The sequence below is a fragment of the Shewanella sp. genome (genome assembly GCF_051658185.1).
Taxonomy (GTDB): Bacteria; Pseudomonadota; Gammaproteobacteria; order Enterobacterales; family Shewanellaceae; genus Shewanella.
Genome location: NZ_JBOFMC010000033.1, coordinates 1 through 16,698, shown reverse-complemented (window position 1 = coordinate 16,698; position 16,698 = coordinate 1). Strand labels below are relative to the sequence as shown.

General features: G+C 43.5%; 16 protein-coding genes. All 16 read left to right on the top strand.

What is annotated here, in order from left to right; genetic code table 11:
• A partial coding sequence (locus ACRCZA_RS01390; protein ID WP_438672699.1) for an IS66 family transposase occupies nucleotides 1-485 on the top strand: 485 nt, incomplete at its 5' end.
• A gap of 31 nt (nucleotides 486-516) precedes the next feature.
• A complete protein-coding gene (locus ACRCZA_RS01385; RefSeq protein WP_438672698.1) occupies nucleotides 517-879 on the top strand; it encodes a transposase in 363 nt (120 codons plus the stop codon).
• 264 nt (nucleotides 880-1,143) lie between these two features.
• Nucleotides 1,144-2,445 (top strand): flippase, encoded by a 1,302-nt coding sequence (locus tag ACRCZA_RS01380; RefSeq protein ID WP_438672697.1) that lies wholly within the window; start codon nucleotides 1,144-1,146, stop codon nucleotides 2,443-2,445.
• A 64-nt stretch (nucleotides 2,446-2,509) separates the two neighbouring features.
• Nucleotides 2,510-4,783, top strand: a complete 2,274-nt coding sequence (locus tag ACRCZA_RS01375) for a polysaccharide pyruvyl transferase family protein (RefSeq protein WP_438672696.1) — start codon at nucleotides 2,510-2,512, stop codon at nucleotides 4,781-4,783.
• Nucleotides 4,780-6,015 (top strand): glycosyltransferase, encoded by a 1,236-nt coding sequence (locus tag ACRCZA_RS01370; RefSeq protein WP_438672695.1) that lies wholly within the window; start codon nucleotides 4,780-4,782, stop codon nucleotides 6,013-6,015. The genes ACRCZA_RS01375 and ACRCZA_RS01370 overlap by 4 nt, the downstream gene beginning before the upstream one ends.
• Entirely contained in the window at nucleotides 5,999-7,201 is a 1,203-nt protein-coding gene (locus tag ACRCZA_RS01365; RefSeq protein WP_438672694.1) for a hypothetical protein, read from the top strand. Before ACRCZA_RS01370 ends, ACRCZA_RS01365 begins: the two co-directional genes overlap by 17 nt.
• A gap of 26 nt (nucleotides 7,202-7,227) precedes the next feature.
• Complete coding sequence (locus tag ACRCZA_RS01360; protein ID WP_438672693.1) at nucleotides 7,228-7,974, top strand: glycosyltransferase family 2 protein; 747 nt, start codon at nucleotides 7,228-7,230, stop codon at nucleotides 7,972-7,974.
• Entirely contained in the window at nucleotides 7,975-8,835 is an 861-nt protein-coding gene (locus ACRCZA_RS01355; protein ID WP_438672692.1) for a hypothetical protein, read from the top strand.
• The gene (gene gmd, locus ACRCZA_RS01350) at nucleotides 8,832-9,938 is read left to right on the top strand and encodes a GDP-mannose 4,6-dehydratase (RefSeq protein WP_438672691.1); all 1,107 of its coding nucleotides are present in this window, start codon (nucleotides 8,832-8,834) and stop codon (nucleotides 9,936-9,938) included. Before ACRCZA_RS01355 ends, gmd begins: the two co-directional genes overlap by 4 nt.
• Nucleotides 9,939-9,940: 2 nt before the next feature.
• Complete coding sequence (fcl, locus tag ACRCZA_RS01345) at nucleotides 9,941-10,921, top strand: GDP-L-fucose synthase (protein WP_438672690.1); 981 nt, start codon at nucleotides 9,941-9,943, stop codon at nucleotides 10,919-10,921.
• A complete protein-coding gene (locus ACRCZA_RS01340; RefSeq protein WP_438672689.1) occupies nucleotides 10,905-11,399 on the top strand; it encodes a GDP-mannose mannosyl hydrolase in 495 nt (164 codons plus the stop codon). Before fcl ends, ACRCZA_RS01340 begins: the two co-directional genes overlap by 17 nt.
• Nucleotides 11,400-11,403: 4 nt before the next feature.
• A complete protein-coding gene (locus ACRCZA_RS01335) occupies nucleotides 11,404-12,810 on the top strand; it encodes a mannose-1-phosphate guanylyltransferase/mannose-6-phosphate isomerase (RefSeq protein ID WP_438672688.1) in 1,407 nt (468 codons plus the stop codon).
• 35 nt (nucleotides 12,811-12,845) lie between these two features.
• On the top strand, nucleotides 12,846-14,264 hold the full coding sequence (locus ACRCZA_RS01330; RefSeq protein WP_438672700.1) for a phosphomannomutase: 1,419 nt from the start codon (nucleotides 12,846-12,848) through the stop codon (nucleotides 14,262-14,264).
• Between the two features lie 120 nt (nucleotides 14,265-14,384).
• Entirely contained in the window at nucleotides 14,385-15,584 is a 1,200-nt protein-coding gene (gene manA, locus ACRCZA_RS01325) for a mannose-6-phosphate isomerase, class I (protein WP_438672687.1), read from the top strand.
• Nucleotides 15,581-16,348: a glycosyltransferase family 2 protein gene (locus ACRCZA_RS01320; protein ID WP_438672686.1), complete on the top strand. Its 768-nt coding sequence runs from the start codon at nucleotides 15,581-15,583 to the stop codon at nucleotides 16,346-16,348. Before manA ends, ACRCZA_RS01320 begins: the two co-directional genes overlap by 4 nt.
• Nucleotides 16,341-16,698: NAD-dependent epimerase/dehydratase family protein (locus ACRCZA_RS01315; protein ID WP_438672685.1), on the top strand; the 358-nt coding region annotated here is incomplete at its 3' end. The genes ACRCZA_RS01320 and ACRCZA_RS01315, both read left to right, overlap by 8 nt.

Below are 16,698 nucleotides of genomic sequence, written 5' to 3'. Positions count from 1 at the left end.
ATCAACCGATTGGTGCCAAGCTGGTACTGCTGGCCAACAGTGTCTTTCGGGTTCGTCATCGCTATGAACATGGTGGCCTTGGCAGGGAGCGGTATCTGCGCCGACTCGGGCGTTATCGGCAACACTGGTTAACGCAGCTGGAGCAAGGGGCCATGTTGTGCTCGAAGCGCTACCGAGGGCGCTGCGAGTGGCTCATCAAAGATGACGAGATGCTGTGGCGGTTTATGGGTGATGACGATATTCCGCTAACCAACAATGAGGCGGAGCGAGCGCTGCGCGGCTATGTGCTGTGGCGCAAAGGGAGCTACGGCGTGTGTTCACATCGTGGTGAGTTGTTTCGCCAGCGGATCCTGTCGTTGGTGGAGACAGCGAAACGGCTGGGCCGTTGCCCCCAAGAGTGGCTGCGCGCCATCGTCCGAGCCTGCATCGAGAAAACGGATTACCCCATTCCTGCCGAGTTGTGCGTGTCAAGCCCTTGTCGGTGAACGGTTACCCCTTGTCGGTGAACGGTTACCCTTGAACTATGCCGACAATACGCTTGCGTATAGGGAGGTGACTGGGAGTATTAATCGCCAAGTAACCATTAGCTTTTTAGATAGTTTAGCTAAGAAGCTAGATGGCCAAACCCCCACTTTTGTTGTGCTCGATAATGCGAGTATTCATCACCATATCGACCATGAGCACCTCAATCGGTGGTTTTTACAGCACTATATGTTGCTAGTTTTTTTGCCAGCATACAGTCCTGAGCTCAATTTAATCGAAATGGTCTGGCGCGAAGCGAAGCATCGTTTCATTGCTTGGGGCAAGGAAACTTTCGATGAAAAATTAACCTGTATGCTAAATGGTTATGGCACTGAGTTTACAGTTAATTTTTCTTGATCACTTAATTTTTCTTGAGCACTTATCACCGATTGATGCGATGCAGGCTTGGCAGAAAAAACGCCCTGAACTGTTTATCAAATTGGTGCGTAAATCACACAATCTTGCGGGTCGCGACATAATTTTGACTAGGGAACATTCTTTTGGATAAATAATTCAAAAAAGTGATAGATATACTTTATATGAAATTTGCTTCCAAAAGTGTAATGTTTATTCTTATCTTTAATGTTACAACTTTCATAATCAGAGGTTTATTCTATTACGATGCAAAAAAAAAGCAGTGTCTTTAAAAATACAATTTGGATGTTGCTTGAAAAAGGTAGTCGTCTAATTATAGGTGTTCTAGTTAGCAGCCTTATGGCCAGAAACTTAGGGCCTGACGGGTTTGGTCAACTTAATTACTATATTTCTCTTCTCACGATTGCCTCGGTGCTTAGTTCACTGGGTCTTAATAGAATAATTGTTAGAGAAGTTGCCGAACACCTGGAAGATAAATTATGCTGTAATAGCACCGTTGTTACAGCGTTTTATCTGCGACTAACTGCCTCACTGTTTCTATGGCTTATGGCAAGCGTTTTCAGTTTATTATTCTTGCCTGAAAGTATTCACTTTGTCGTTATCATTTTTTTCTCGTTGTTTTTCATTTCATTTGATGTTTTTGATTTCTATGCTCAAGGCACCTCGGATTTCAAAGTCATTAGTCTTTGTAGACTAACTACATTTTTAATTACCTCATTGCTCAAGATCGCTATTGTTTTGCTTGATGGAGGACTAATCGCCTTTGTCTGGTTGGTGATGATAGAATATTTCCTAGTAGCGATATTTTTTTATGTTTTTTTTATCAGAAGACACCATATATCTATTGCCCCTGCACAGGCTAAAATACAGCAAGGTGCCGAGTTGGCGATGGAGTCTTGGCCCGAAATTATTGCAGGTTTCGGGGCGATACTCTTTATGCGACTTGATCAAATCTTCCTGCAGTGGCTATCAGGTGATGCGAGCGTCGGAATCTACTCTGCGGCAACGAGGATTACTGAGGCTTGGTATTTTTTACCATCGGCGATTATCGCAACTACGTTTCCCAAATTGGTGTCATTACGCAACTTATCATACGAGCGTTACTTTGAGGGCATTCGAGCGTTGATGTCTTTTTTGATAATACTTTCCGTCGCTGTTGCCCTCTTTTTCAGCCTGACAGCTGACTGGATTGTTGCTCTGCTCTTTGGTTCAACGTATGCCGAAAGTGCCAACGTGATTGTATTGCACACTTGGGGGGGGATTTTCCTTTGCATGGGGATTGCCTCTGGCTCTTGGTTAGTGGCAGAACGAAAGCTTAAATTGAATTTGCAGCGTAATTTGTTTGGTCTTGCAGTGAGTGCTGTGGCGAACTGGATGTTGATTCCGCTTTATGGTGTCACAGGTTCTGCTTGTGCTACCGTTGCTGGGCTTGCCGCTGCATTCTACTTCTTTGATCTACTGCATCCTCAGCTTAGGCCAATGTTTTGGCTCAAAAGCCGTGCTTTTTTACCCATTCATCTCTATCAATTCGTCCGTGACCGGAAATAATTTTATTATGAAGCTTAAATCTATTTATAAACATATGCGGCACTCATTTTTACAATCTGGTGCTGTGTTAGAAAAACCAATCGTAATTCAGTTCCCGGTCATTGATATTTGTAACTCTCGCTGTCAGATGTGTCGCATTTGGGAGAACAAGCAAAGTCAAGATATCAAGGTAGAGGATTTACGCAAAGGATTGAGCAGTGAGCTATTCAGCCACGTTGAAGGGATCGGTTTTAACGGTGGTGAGCCTACTTTGCGTAATGACTTGCTTGAGCTGGTTGAGGTAGTGCTCGAGCAATTGCCGAATCTTAAGCAAGTGTCTCTCATCACCAATGCCTACAAATATCTGCAAGTAATCGAACAGATTGAAAAGATGGGGCGTCTGGTCAAATCCCGTGGCAAGCATTTTGATGTCATGGTTTCACTGGATGGCTTCGGCGATGTGCATGACCGAGTGCGTGGCCGCTCCGGAAATTTTGAAAATGCCAAGAAGGTCCTGGCATTTCTGAGTGACTTTGACGGAGTGGATAACGTCAGGATTGGTTGTACCGTCATTCGGGAGAATGTTTACCACCTAGCAGATTTATTCGAATTTTGTGTCAATCATGAGTTGTATATCAAGTACCGTCAAGGAGTCCCCCATCAGCGGCTATATACAGAGAATTTGTTAGACCCATATGCGTTAACTTTTGAAGAAAAATATGAGTTTGTTGAGTTTCTCGAAGGGCTCATCAAGTATTACGAGCCGAGCCCGTTGCAGCGTTTCTTCTATCGTTCACTGATTGACCAAATTCTGCACGACAAACCGCGGGCGGCGGGATGTGACTGGCAGCATCGTGGTGCTACCATTACTGCCAAAGGCGAACTCGCATATTGTGCGGTTAAAAGTAAAGCTTTGATGAGTAATATTGCCGATGGGGATCCTATGCAGGCCTATTTTGGCAATCAACCTCATTTAAACGATATCCTCGCCAATGAGTGTGCCAATTGCCACCATGACTACGTTGGTTTGCCCAGTCCAGCTGTTTATCGTCGGATGATGGTAGCGCGGATTGATGAGCGGATTGGTCTTAAAGAGAAGTTGCGTCGAGTGCCCGGGTTTGCAACGCTCAATCGTTATCGCCACCGCCATGGTTACAGTAAGCAACTTCAATATTATCGTGCTCAAGGTGATCGTCCGCATGTATCCGTTGAAGGAAAACAGGTCCTTATCTGTGGCTGGTATGGTACCGAAACCTTGGGCGACAAGGGGATCATCGGTGGGGTGATGCATGCGCTGAGACAGCAGCTTGGGGAAGATACTCGGTTTGTTGTGGTTGCTCTCTATCCCTATATCAGCGAAATGACTCGTCGTCAGATGCCGGAATTTCGTAATACCCGAATTGTGGCTCCGGAGGAGGGGATTGGTCTTGCCCGTCACATGGATTATGTGGTGTTTGGTGGCGGTCCTTTGATGGCAATTGATGCACTGGCTCCCATGCAAGCCATTTTTGAGCGCGCCAAGCAGGGGCAAGCACGTACGATAGTGGCTGGTTGTGGTGTCGGCCCACTAGGGGATACTTGGCACAACAACAGCATCGCGACCATCTTGCGATTGGCGGATATCAGGGTCTACCGGGATGTCCGTTCGCGCGACTACGCGCAACAGATTGGTGTGGATGCTGCGCAAGATCCAGTGGCAGAAGATCCGGCCTTTACCTGGTTGGCCAGCATCGCTGGGCAATTGCCAAACAAGACGCAAGATCCCGAGCGCCAGACCCTGTTGTTGGGGTTGCGTGATTTCCCCTATCAGGAGTATGCCAGTCATATTCCCCTTGCCCAAGCGTTGGCCATTCGCGATAACTATGAACGGGTGGTTGTAGAGGCGTTAACTCAGTTGGCAACCAAACGCCCCAATCTGGTGATCCGACCACTGCCTATGTGTACCAATCACTTCGGGTCGGATGACCGCTGGTTCTATCGTCGCCTGTTTCGTCAACAACCCAAACTCGAAGCTTCTCTTGACTACTCGTTGCTGGGGCCTGAAATGGCACCGCTCCCCTATTGCGTAGCATTCAGAGAAGCTGATGCGTTGTTGGCCATGCGCTTTCACTCGTTGGTATTTGGCTTGGGGCTCGGTTTGAACTCGGTGGGCTTGGACTACACCTTGGGCAAGGGCAAGGTTCGTTCTCTGGCTGAGCGCTTTGGTGCGCCGCTGCTGGGCATGACGGATCTCAAAGTTGAAGAATTAGTGACTGCGCTAGAAAGCGCACTGGATGCACCTCCTGCCATGCCTATTGCCATGGAACAGCTTGGCTTTGTCCCTGCGTTGTTGGCAAAACTGCAGGGGGAAAAGGCATGAGGATCCTTCACATTTGCTATAGCGATCTGGATGGTGGTGCCGCGCGCGCTGCCTTTCGTTTACATCAGGCACAGCGTAGCCAGGGTGTCGATAGCCACATGCTGGTGATCAACAAATGTTCGGATGATCCCTTTGTGCATACGGTTTCCGGTATGCGTCAGTTGCGGATCAAGCTGGTATCCGCATTGAGCCGTCTGATCTTGCGCGGCCAGAAAACCCCTAATACGGTACACCATTCACTCAACCTGTTTCCTTCAGGCTTGCTGCGTGAAATCGCCAAATTAGCCCCCGACGTGGTCAACCTGCACTGGCTGGGGGGCGAGATGTTATCAGTAGGCGAGATTGGTCGTATTAGCCAGCCGGTAGTCTGGACGCTGCACGATATGTGGGCTTTTAGCGGGGCCGAACATTACGACGATGACAAGCCATCGCAACGTTATCGAATGGGGTATAGCCGCGAGAGCCGCCATGAGCAACATGTCGGGCTGGATCTCGATCGCTGGACCTTTATGCGTAAGCAAAAGGTATGGGCTGGCAAGTCATTTCAGATTGTCACCCCCAGCAACTGGCTTGCTGACTGTGTTCGGCAAAGTACCCTGTTTGCCGAGATGCCGGTGACGGTAATCAGCAACTGTATTGATCACAACGTGTACCGCCCGCTGCCCCGCGAGCTGGCCCGTGAAGCATTTGGGTTGCCACAAGACAAGCAGTTGCTGCTGTTTGGCGCCATGTCGAGTACCTCGGATCCCCGTAAGGGTTATCACCTGCTGATCCCGGCATTGCAACAGCTCAAAACCGAGGGGGGAGCGGAGCAGATAGAGCTGGTGGTGTTTGGTGCCAGCCGCGGTGATGCGGGACAAGTGACTGGGATCAAGACTCACTATATGGGGCGCTTGCACGACGATATCAGTCTCTGTTTGCTTTATAACGCCGCAGATCTTTTTGTCGCCCCTTCTCTGCAAGATAATCTACCTAATACCTTGGTCGAATCATTGGCCTGTGGCACGCCTTGTGTTGCGTTTAATATTGGTGGGATGAAGGATTTAATTGTTGATGAATATGATGGTAAGTTAGTTAGTAATATTTCATTTAGTCAACTTGGTTATGCGCTTAGCAGTACACTACGACATGAAAATCGTAAAGAGCTTCTTTTCCAGAGAAGCTTAAGTTGTAGGTCATGGGATCAGGTTGTTAAGCTTTATTGTAAGGTTTATTATGCAATCAATAGGTAGATATGGTTTTGTTAGATCAAAAGTAACATCCTTTTTATTTTTGCTTGCGATATTGGTATCGTTATCACCATTATTTGTTTATTTCATAGGCATTCCTGGTAATATTATTTTTCTCTTTACTCTCGCGAGTATCATTATTTTGAATTATAACGTTCATATCGATTATAAATTGATTACGTTATTTTTTTTAATTATTGCATCATCAGTATTACTGGGTTTAGCATGGCAAAATGCTAATTTCATAACGATTAGCATATATTGCACCTTATCTCTTATTGTTGCCAAAATAATATGTGAACGATATTTATCTGATGTAATAAGTTCATTGACTTTTTCATTGCTGGTTATTTCATTTTTATCATGGGTTGGGTTTGTATATGCTCTTAACGGTGGTGTAAGTATACTTGAGGTTATTAATCCTGATGGCCGACACGGTTTTTTATATTTAACAACCATGACAAATTATAAAGTTGGGAATTTAATTAGACCTACTGGCTTTTTTGATGAACCAGGTGCCCTCTCATTCTTTATTTGTGTTACTGCTTATTTGCGCGACGCTTTAAATAAAAGAAAAAAAATAACACATATACTATTGGCTCTAGGTTCTATAACCTTTAGTTTGGCGCACTTTATATTTATATTTATATTCTTTTTTTCTTCAAAAATAATGCCATTAAAAAATAAACTGTATGTAATGTTTATTGTGGTTTTAATTGCTCTTTTTGTTCTTCCATACTTATATAATACTGAGGCATTTGATACTTTTATAATGTCTAGACTTGAAGTTAGTCAAGATGGCTCGATTTCTGGCGACAATAGGTCTGAGCGAATAATTAATGCATTCAATTTAGTTAACGAGCATCCTAAAGCCTTTTTATTCGGTCTAGATGATAGATGTATATCTGGTGATAACCTGTGTTCCCATTTATATCCACCATATGGTGAGAATTTCCTATCACCATTAGTCCATTATGGTATCTTTAATTCTTTTTATTATTATTTTATTGTTGCAGGTTTTTTAATTACAGCAATTTATCGAACAAGAGGTGGGCTTAATTTAATTAATATATCGGTGGTCGCATTGCTTTTACAACGGCCATATGCTTATTCATATGGATACTCTTTAGTTGTGGCGGTATGTTTTTTTATTGGAGTTTTGGGCTATGAAAAAAAAAGCCATAAATAAAAACTCTAACTCAAATGGTGTTTTTTATGCCTGAGCTAAGTGTTATAAGTGTAAATTATAATGATTCTACTGGCTTGCTCAAAACAATTAGAAGTGTACGCACTTCTAATTTATTAAACATAGACAGGTTTGAGCTTATAATTGTCGATGGCGGCTCAACCGACAATACCGTTGATGTTATACAGAATAATATCAGTATTGTTTCAAAATTTATTAGTGAAAAAGATGCTGGTATCTACGATGCAATGAATAAAGGCATTAATTTATCATCTGGTGATTGGATTTATTTTTTAAATGCAGGTGACACTTTTGAAGGTAAAAATGTACTTTCAGCTTTATTGGATGAAATTAACAGCGCTACCGACGATATAAATATGCTTTACGGCTCACATAAAGCTGATGGAGTTGAACATAAGCAAGTTTGTTCATTACCTTTTCTTGTATCTCATATGATAAACCACCAAAGCATGATTTATCATCGCTCTTTATTCGAGCATGGTTATGATCTACGCTATCGTTTTTGTGCTGATTATGCGCATCTGCTGTCTGTATGGCCACAACTCAAGCCCAAGGCATTGGATCTCTGTATCGCAAATTTTGATACTACTGGTGTCAGTTCACAAGCATCCAATAAAGCACGCATGTGGCAGGAGCGATTACAGGCGGTGTGGCGTTCTGATTTAAAATTTACACAAAAAATCTTACTTAGTCGTCGGGGGGTAATGGCATGGCCATACCATTACTTAAAAAATTGGCTGGTAAGGTTAAAATAAATGAGTAAATCTAAATGTGGTGTAGATTTACTGGTTGGTGTTTGCCTTACCAAAACGGATTGGCTCGCACATAAAAAAACATTGGTTCGCTCATTCCAGCATATAGTCGATGCTTGGGGGGGGAATGCTTTTGTTTATGTAGTGTTACAGGGCAATAAAGATGTAAAAATATTAAATGCTGATTTTCCTGATTACCTCCATTTGTTTGAAACCGATTTTATGGGTGTGTCAAATGCGAGAAATTTATGCTTAGAGCACGCCAAGGAAATCAGTGCAGAATTTATTTTGTTTCATGACGCGTCAATCTTTTGGCCTAAAAATAGCGCTGAGTTCATTTCGTCTAACAGATATACACATCCTAAAGTCAAAGTTAGATTTTCAGACAGTGTTATTGATTGTTTTGCTGAAAAAACAGAGTTGCATGGTAAGAAAAGGAAAATTAACCCAATATATAATACATATATTGGGTCTTATTTGTTGAAGGTTTCAGATGTCGATGGAATCATTTTTAATGAGGCATTCGGCCCTGGCCAAAATACTCGCTTTAAAAGTGGTGAAGATGTTTTGTTTTTATTCGACTATCTACAGAAAATAAAAGCCTGCCATGTGTTTGAGGCCGATGAGTGTTATGTTTTTCATCCGAAAAGATCATTAAGTTATGATAAGCATTTAACTTATGCGTCGGGACAGGGAAAAATATTTCGGATTTTGTTAGCTAAATATCCTTCTTTTTTGCTCTATCGAGACTCTATTTTATTTTTTGGCAATGCAGTGATGCGTTGTTTATTAGGTAAACCTAACGCCTTGCGAATTTTGAAGCAGAGGCTTATTGGTTTTTTTGACAGAGGTATTAATCAATGAAAGTAGCATTCATCACCGGCATCACCGGCCAAGACGGTTCTTATTTAGCTGAATTATTGGTTGAAAAGGGTTATCAAGTGCACGGTTTAATCCGTCGCGCCTCTTCTTATAACACCAGCCGCATCGATCACCTACGCCAGTTAAGCGACAATATTACCCTTCACTATGGTGACTTGTCTGACAGCTCTAACCTTAACCGCTTAATCAAAGAAATCGCGCCTGATGAGGTGTATAACCTGGGCGCTATGTCCCATGTGGCGGTATCTTTTGAATCACCGGAATATGCCGCAGATGTGGATGCCATCGGCACCTTGCGTATTTTAGAAGCCATTCGCGTGAATGGTTTAGCGCAAAAAACTCGTTTTTATCAAGCCTCAACTTCAGAGTTGTATGGTTTAGTGCAAGAAACACCTCAGCGTGAAACTACACCATTTTATCCACGTTCCCCTTATGCTGTGGCCAAAATGTATGCCTACTGGATCACGGTAAATTACCGCGAGTCTTATGGCATGTATGCTTGCAACGGCATTCTGTTCAATCATGAGTCCCCACGCCGTGGTGAAACCTTTGTGACCCGCAAGATCACCCGCGCCATCGCCAATATCGCCCAAGGCCTCGAACGCTGCCTGTATCTGGGCAATATGGATGCGCTGCGCGACTGGGGCCACGCCAAAGATTATGTGCGCATGCAATGGATGATGCTGCAGCAAGATGCGGCAGAAGATTTTGTGATTGCCACCGGCAAACAGATTTCAGTGCGTGAATTTGTACGGATGTCGGCCAAAGAGGCGGGCATTGAGCTGACCTTTAGTGGTGAAGGCGTGAATGAAATTGCGACGGTAACAGCAGTAGATGTTGAATTAGCGCCTGCAGTTAACCTCGGCGACGTTATTGTTAAAGTTGATCCACGGTATTTCCGTCCGGCAGAAGTAGAAACGCTATTAGGTGATCCTGCTAAAGCTAAAACTAAATTAGGTTGGGTCCCAGAAATTACAGTAGAAGAGATGTGTGCAGAAATGGTGGCGCATGATTTAAATAAAGCTAAGCAACATGCGTTGCTCAAAGCACACGGCTTTGATGTGAGCATTTCTTTGGAGAATTAAGCATGACTGGTGCAGATAAGGCCACAAAACGCGTGTTTGTGGCTGGCCATCGCGGCATGGTCGGTTCAGCTATTTGCCGGCAATTGAGTCAGCGTAATGATGTTGAATTGATTGTGCGCACGCGTAGCGAATTAGATTTAACCAACCCAGTTGCAGTAAGCGCATTTTTTGCTGAGCAGTCTATTGATGAAGTGTATTTAGCTGCAGCAAAAGTCGGTGGTATTCATGCCAACAACAGTTACCCTGCCGACTTCATTTACCAGAACCTGATGATGGAGTGCAACATCATCCACGCCGCACATGTGGCTGGCGTGCAAAAGTTGCTGTTTTTAGGCTCGTCGTGCATTTATCCCAAGTTGGCGGCCCAGCCGATGACGGAAAATGCGCTGCTGACCGGTACGTTAGAAGCGACCAACGAGCCTTATGCCATCGCCAAGATCGCCGGTATCAAATTGTGTGAATCGTATAACCGCCAATATGGTCGCGATTATCGCAGTGTGATGCCCACCAATTTGTATGGTGAAAACGATAACTTTCACCCGGAAAATTCCCATGTCATCCCGGCCCTGATGCGCCGCTTCCACGAGGCCAAGTTACGTGGTGACAATGAGGTGGTGGTGTGGGGTAGTGGCACACCGATGCGCGAGTTTTTGCATGTTGATGATATGGCGGCCGCCAGCATTCATGTGATGGAGCTGGCTGATGAGATTTATCAGGCCAATACCCAGCCGATGCTTTCTCATATTAACGTGGGCACCGGGGTCGATTGCACCATTCGCGAATTGGCACAGACCATGGCTAAGGTGGTGGGCTTTGCTGGTGAAGTGGTATTTGATGCCAGCAAACCCGATGGCACCCCGCGCAAATTGATGGATGTCAGCCGCTTGGCCAATCTGGGGTGGCGCTACACCCATTCATTGCAAGCCGGCCTAAGCCTGACTTATCAGTGGTTTTTGGAGCACCAAGATGCCTTTCGTAAATAAACAGGCAGCACGTCCGCATCACTGGTTAGATAAAGCGCAATTTCAACAGATAGTGGCGGCAACGCCACTTATCTCGCTTGATTTGATTGTGCGCAACGCACAGGGTCAGGTGTTGCTGGGGCGGCGGTTAAATCGCCCGGCGCAAGGGTGTTGGTTTGTGCCCGGTGGTCGAGTGCGTAAAGACGAGCGCTTGGATGCGGCATTTTTGCGTTTGACCCAAGAGGAATTGGGATTTAGCGCGCACCGAGAACGTGCCCATTTTCTTGGCCCTTATGAACACTTTTATGACGACAACTTCTCTGGCGATGATTTTTCCACCCATTACGTGGTGCTTGGATATGAGCTGGTGTGGCAAGGGCAGCAAGATGTGCTGCCTGTGAACCAGCACGACCAATACCGCTGGTTTGCGGTAGATGAGTTGTTGCAAGACAACGACGTGCATCAACACAGCAAAGATTATTTTTTAGAAAGGACGTAATGCCATGTTATTGCCAGTAGTAATGGCTGGGGGCTCAGGCACGCGCCTTTGGCCATTGTCGCGTACTTTGTTTCCGAAACAGTTTTTAGCTCTGACCTCTGAGGCGACCATGCTGCAAGAAACTTTGCAGCGAATTGCCCCGCTAGCGCATCAACCGGCGTTTATCATTTGCAATCAAGAACATCGTTTCATCGTGGCTGAGCAGTTACGTAAAGCTAATCTTGCGCACGGTGGTATTGCGTTAGAGCCAGTGGGACGTAATACCGCACCTGCGGTGGCGATTGCTGCATTGCAAGCGCAAGCGCGTGGTGAAGACCCGTTATTATTGGTTTTGGCCGCAGATCATGTCATTGCACAGCCAGAGGTCTTTTGCCAAGTAATCGAAGCCGCAATGCCTTTAGCGCAGCAAGGTAATTTGGTTACCTTTGGCATCGTGCCGACAGTCGCTGAAACGGGTTATGGTTATATTAAGCAAGGTGATCAAATTGAATGTGGGGCGAGTAAAGTCGCCGCTTTTGTAGAAAAACCTGATTTAGTTGTGGCACAAAGCTATTTGGCCGATGGTCGCTATTTATGGAATAGCGGTATGTTCTTGTTTAAAGCCTCAGTCTATTTGAATGAATTAAGCAAACACCATCCAGAGATAGTGAACTCTTGCCAACAAGCATTAACCTTGGCACAAAAAGATTTGGAGTTTATTCGTCTAGATCCTAATGCTTTTGCTGCTTGTCCAGATGATTCGATTGACTATGCGGTGATGGAAAAAACGGCTAATGCTGTGGTGATGCCGCTTGATGCGAGTTGGAGTGATGTCGGGTCTTGGTCTGCGCTGTGGGATGTTAGTGCAAAAGATACGCAAGGAAATGTGCTGCAAGGCGATGTGTTAACAGAACAAACGCGAAATAGTTTTATTTATGGCCAGCATCGTTTAGTGGCTACGGTGGGTATTGATGATGTCGTCGTCGTAGAAACTAAAGATGCGGTATTGGTTGCGCATAAAGATAAAGTGCAAGATATAAAAGGCATTGTAAATCAATTAAAGCAGAGCCAACGCCCAGAGCAATTGCAACATCGGGAAGTATTCCGGCCATGGGGCAGTCATGATGCGATTACCGATGGCGAACGTTATCATGTAAAACAGGTAACTGTTAAGCCGGGACAAAAAACGGCTGTGCAAATTCATCATCATCGTGCTGAGCATTGGGTGGTGGTTTCTGGTACCGCACGAGTTTATCGTGGTGATGAAAGCTTTATTATTAGTGAAAATCAATCCACTTATATTCCACTCGGCGTAGCACATGCTATAGAAAATCCAGGCCAACTCCCGTTGGTTATGATTGAAGTGCGAACCGGGATTTATTTAGCGGAAGATGATGTGGTGCGTGTGCCTTCACATGGTGCTGGCTATTGAGGCATTAGATGCTATTTAGCAGATAAGGTTAAATGATGCTAAAAACAAAAAATATTATTGCTGGTAGCGGAGTGGCGTTTGGCACCAGTGGTGCCCGCGGATTAGTTGTGGATTTTACATCCGAAGTGTGCGCGGCATTTACGCATGCGTTTGTCGCTGTGCTGCGTAAAGAATGTGATGTTACTAAATTAGCCTTGGCGATTGATAATCGCCCCAGCAGTTATGCTATGGCGCAAGCTTGTGCGGCAGCCCTTATCCAAGCGGGAATTGCGCCGATTTATTACGGTGTAATTCCGACACCGGCTTTAGCATTTAAAGCGATGCAGGACAACATGCCTTGTATTATGGTAACGGGCAGCCATATTCCATTTGATCGAAATGGCTTAAAATTTTATCGTCCGCAAGGTGAAATCACCAAGGCGGACGAGCTGGCCATTCTTGCTGCCGAGGACAATTTTTCTCGCTTAGCCGATTTACCTGAATTAAGTTACTCTGTTGAGGCTGCGCAAGCGTATTGTCAACGTTACACTGAATTTTTTAATACAACATTATTAGCCGGTAAACGAATTGGTATTTATGAACATTCAAGTGCGGGGCGAGATTTATATGCGCCGTTATTCGCATCGTTAGGTGCTGAAGTTATTCGTATTGAACGTAGTGATGAGTTTGTGCCGATTGATACCGAGGCGGTGGCAGAAGAGGATAAGCAAAAAGCACGGAAGTGGTCAAAGCAGTATCAATTAGATGCTATTTTTTCTACGGATGGTGATGGTGATAGGCCTTTAGTTGCCGATGAGCATGGCGAGTGGTTGCGGGGTGATATTTTAGGCTTGCTATGTGCCAAAGCGTTAAAAATTGAAGCGTTGGCTATTCCTGTTAGTAGCAATAGCATCATCGCCGGTGATCGCGATTTTGCGCAGATAAAATTAACAAAAATTGGTTCGCCATATGTTATTGTTGAGTTTACAGCATTGGCGCAAAAATTTAAGCACATTGCTGGTTTTGAAGCAAATGGTGGCTTTTTATTGGGTTCGAAAATAAAATTAGGCGATGCTACATTAGCGGCACTGCCAACCCGAGATGCTGTTTTGCCATTTTTAATGTTACTTGCGGCGGCGGGGAAAGACGCTATTTCGCCATTAGTCGGCGCATTACCTGCGCGGTATACGTATTCTGATCGAATTAAAGATTTTGCAATCAAGCGTAGTCAAGATATATTAGCGCAAGGTTTAACCGCGCCACAACAATTATTGGCGAAGTTAGGTTTTTATGAAGTTATTGCAAGTACCGATAACACCGATGGTTTGCGTGTTACCTTAGCGAATAAGGATATTATTCATTTGCGGGCGTCTGGTAATGCACCTGAATTACGTTGTTATGCTGAATCGGCTTCGGTAAAACAAGCGCAAGCATTAGTCACACAAGTGTTGTCAAAAATTATTACATTAAGCTGAATGTGAGCAGGGTACACACTAGTACCCTGATTGAGATGGATTGCTTATGTGTTTTTACTACTTGTATCCAAGCGGTGAAAATTAGTAAACAATCGATTAACGAAAATTATTAGGCATACAATGCAAGCATTTTATTTGATGAAAAATCCCATTCAAAATTATGCATGGGGTAGTGTAACTTCTTTAGCCCAGTTGTTTGGCATTGAAAACTATTTACAACAACCACAAGCTGAATTATGGATGGGGGCGCATGTTAACGGTTGTTCAATGGTACAGCATGATGGTCAATGGCTGGGTTTAGATAAATTAATTGCACAAGATCCGCAGGCTATGTTGGGTGCGCGCACAGTAGAAAACTTTGGTGCGCTGCCATTTTTATTTAAAGTGCTTTGCGCGGAGCAAGCACTTTCTGTACAAGTGCATCCGAGTAAAGTTCAGGCCGAGATGGGCTTTGCACAAGAAAACGCATTAGGTATCCCTTTAAATGCTGCGAATAGAAATTTTAAAGATCCTAACCATAAGCCTGAGTTAGTATATGCACTAACTGATTACCAAGCAATGAATGGCTTTCGACCCTATGCTGAGATTATTGAATTATTTCAGCGCGTGAATATGTCTGTGTTAGTGGATCTAGTTTCGGCATTTGCGAAAGATCAAAATCCACAAGGTTTGCAAAAATTTTTCCAAGCGATGTTAACGCTCGCTAATCAGGATAAAATTGCGGCATTGGAACAGTTATTACCTTATGCGCAACGGCATTCAGCGGAAGAGACTTTTGCCTTGATTACGCATCTGGCGGCAATTTATCCGAATGATATTGGTTTGTTTGCCCCATTAATGTTGAATGTGTTGACCTTATTACCAGGACAAGCGATGTATTTAGATGCTTGTACCCCCCATGCTTATGTACGCGGCACGGGATTGGAGGTGATGGCAAGTTCTGATAATGTATTACGAGCTGGTTTAACATCTAAGCATATAGATGTTGATGAATTGATTAGACACACATTATTTATGCCAATCGAACGAGAAAGAATGCTAACAGTAGCGGAGCAAGAAAATGGAGTATCTATATTTCATGTGCCGGCTTCAGACTTTTCATTTTTACTGTATGAAAAACATAAGCATGAAGTTGTTATGAGTAACGCTAAAATATTATTTGTTTTAGATGGAAATGCTGAATTAAGGTATGAGAATGAAGTATTAATCCTGAATAAGGGTCAGTCAGTTTTTATACCCGCCGGTATTGAAAAATGGCAAATGAGTTGCTCTGCTAAAGTAGCAATTGTTAGTAATCATGTAACTGGTGGCTTGGTGTGAAGATTTCAATTATAACTGTTTGCTATAATAGTGAAAAAACTATACGTGATACTATTGAATCTGTTCTGGCACAAGATCATTCTAATGTAGAATATATTATTGTCGATGGTGCATCTAAAGATCGGACGTTAGAAATAATTGATGAGTATAAAGATAATATATCGGTAGTTATTAGTGAGCCTGATCGTGGCATCTATGATGCGATGAACAAGGGTATTAGTTTGGCGACAGGCGATATAGTTGGGATATTAAATTCAGATGATTTTTATGAAACTAAAACTGTTTTGACAGATGTTGTTAATTCAATGAAAGATGACAAAAAATTAGACATGATCTATGGTGATGTTGTTTTTGTTGACGGAAATGATTTACAAAAAATAAAAAGATATTACGCTTTACCAAAGTTCAAAGGAAATTTACTTCGATTTGGTTGGATGCCACCTCACCCTGCAACATTCATTAGAAAATCGTTATATGAAAAAATAGGATTATATAAAACAAAATTTAAAATATCTGCCGATTACGAGTTTTTTGTTAGAGCAATATTGATAGGCAAAGCTAAGTATAGGCATGTTAATTCTGTATTTGTCAGAATGAGAATGGGAGGGGTGAGTACAGGCGGCATTAAAAGTACAATAACTTTAAATAGAGAAATAATAAAGGCATGCCAGGATAATGGTGTATATACAAATATAATTTTTCTGTTGACAAAAATACCATTTAAGCTACTTGAACTTTTGAGGCGACCTAAACAGAATGACTAAAAAAATGATTGCTTTGTCTGGCTGTGGTGGATTTGTAGGTCGGTCCATTTCATTAAATATTATTCATTCTTTTTCAATGGATATAATTGCTGTTGGTCGAAATGCCATCGATAATGCAGTTAAGCATCTTTATTGTGATTTGAATCGCGAATTTACTATTGATCTTAATGGCGTGGATGTTTTTATTCACGGTGCTGCCCGTGCACATATAATGCAAGATTCAGCAGAAGATCCACTTGAGCAATATATGGCGGTAAACTACCATGGCACGCTTAATTTAGCACGGCAAGCGGCAGCAGCGGGTGTTAAACGTTTTATCTTTTTAAGTTCGATTAAGGTTAATGGTGAGG